Annotated in this window: 1 protein-coding gene and 1 pseudogene; both read left to right on the forward strand. The window is 62.0% G+C overall.

Annotated features, from left to right (window positions below; translation table 11 throughout):
- Positions 1-48: 48 nt before the first annotated feature.
- A pseudogene (locus tag AC1DY5_RS55855) lies at positions 49-282 on the forward strand (pyruvate kinase); the annotation flags it as partial.
- Between the two features lie 245 nt (positions 283-527).
- Positions 528-1,355 (forward strand): MFS transporter (locus AC1DY5_RS55860; protein ID WP_478122742.1); only part of this gene is annotated, 828 nt, incomplete at its 3' end.

Below are 1,355 nucleotides of genomic sequence, written 5' to 3' on the forward strand. Positions count from 1 at the left end.
GAGCAGGTCTGCCGCGGCCGCCGAATGCGCTATCAGGAGAAATCAGCAATGAGACGCAGCAAGCAAGCAAAGATCGTCGCGACGCTCGGGCCGGCCAGTGCCGACCGCGAAACCATCAAAGCCCTTTTTGATGCCGGGGCCGACGTGTTCCGCCTGAATTTCAACCATGGAACTCACGAAGACCACAAAAGCCGCCTCGACATCATCCGGGACATCGAGCGCGATACCGGCAGACTTGTTGGCGTGCTGCTCGATCTTCAGGGCCCCAAACTTCGGATCGGAGCCCATCATCAAGTAGCAGCTCGGCGCCTAGCCAGGTCTGGCGCGCATTGCTCACCATCTGGTTGGTCTGCGTCGCCGCGGCCTGCGAGCAGGTCCCGCGGCGGCCACCGCGTTCTTTCAACCCAGCGTGCAAAGCCCGGGGTTAGTACCGGGGTGTCCCACAAGGTTAAATGCCTGTCCTCGCTGGTCAACCGAGGTATCACCGAATTCAGAACAATGGAGTTTCGACTTTTCGAAACGACGCCATGACCACCGCCACCACGACGCTTGACGGCGCTACCACGCCGACTACCTCCAAGTCCCTCCACATGCTGCTGCTGCTGGGGGTCATGGGCGTGCTCACGTCCCTGTGGAATGACATGCTGATTCCCATGTTGCCTGCCCTGCAAAAGGATCTGGGTGCGTCCGCATCGCAGGCGCAGCAGGTGTTGTCCCTGTCCTTGCTGGCCAGCGCCTTCATGGCCCTTTGGCACGGGGTGCTGGCCGATGCGTTCGGCCGCCGCGTGGTGTTCCTCGGATCCCTTGGCGTGCTCGCCGTGACATCCTTCGCGTGCTTGTTGGTAACTCGCATCGAGCACCTGTGGGCGTTGCGCATCGTGCAGGGATTGGCGGCAGGTTCGGGGCTGATCCTGGGGCGCGCCATCATCCGCGACCTGTACAGCGGCGAAATCGCACAAGCAATGATCGCCCGCACCAGCTTGATCCAGGCCGCAGGGCCGATCGTCTTGCCGGTATTGGCGGGCTGGCTCACCGTACTCTGGGGGTGGCGCGCGGTGTTCGCTTTTCTCGGTGTGGTCGGCGCCCTGACGTTGATTGTGTACGCGCGCAAGTTGCCTGAGTCGTTGCCGCAAGAGCGCCGTCAGTCCTTGAATGCTCGCAACATCGTGCGCGGCTACCGCACCGTGATCGGCTCGGCGCAGTTCATGCGCGTGTCGCTCGTCCATGGGCTGAACTGGGTTGCCTTTTTCATCTATGTGGCAGGGGGTGCGCAATTTCTGGTGACGCTGCTTGGCCGTTCTGTGACAGAGATGTACCTGGTCTTTGGGCCGGTCATGGTGGCGATGAGTCTGGGC

The organism is Variovorax sp. P4_D9 (assembly GCF_056401695.1).